This window comes from Streptococcus oralis (assembly GCF_001075675.1).
In the GTDB taxonomy this organism is placed as follows: Bacteria; Bacillota; Bacilli; order Lactobacillales; family Streptococcaceae; genus Streptococcus; species Streptococcus oralis_V.
In genome coordinates this window covers 1-308 of record NZ_JUNW01000026.1, presented here as the reverse complement: position 1 = coordinate 308, position 308 = coordinate 1, and the positions used below count along the sequence as shown (strand labels likewise).

The window sequence follows — 308 nt, the reverse complement described above, 5'->3', positions numbered from 1 at the left end:
GAACTGTAGACGCGAGTCTTGATAGTCCGTTCACCTTGGACTCCCGGAGTTGTGATGTGGCGGGCATCTTGGACCAATTCATCCGTAGTTTGCTCTTCAATATTAAAGGCTATTTTCTCTACGCGGGTTTCATCTGTATATGTCAGTGGATACTCTGGCAAAGCATCTGCTTGCGGTGGATCGTTCGGTACCATGTTTGGCTTAGCCGTGCCGACCTTGACAATTTGCGTTACAGGAGCTAGGGTTTCCTCGTTGGACAACTCTTGGCGGTCAAGCTCTTGACCGTTAGAACTGTAGACGCGAGTCTT

1 protein-coding gene is annotated in these 308 nt (G+C 49.4%); it reads right to left on the bottom strand.

Annotated features, from left to right (window positions below; translation table 11 throughout):
* A partial coding sequence (locus ADM50_RS03445) for a G5 domain-containing protein (protein WP_049484539.1) occupies positions 1–308 on the bottom strand: 308 nt, incomplete at both ends.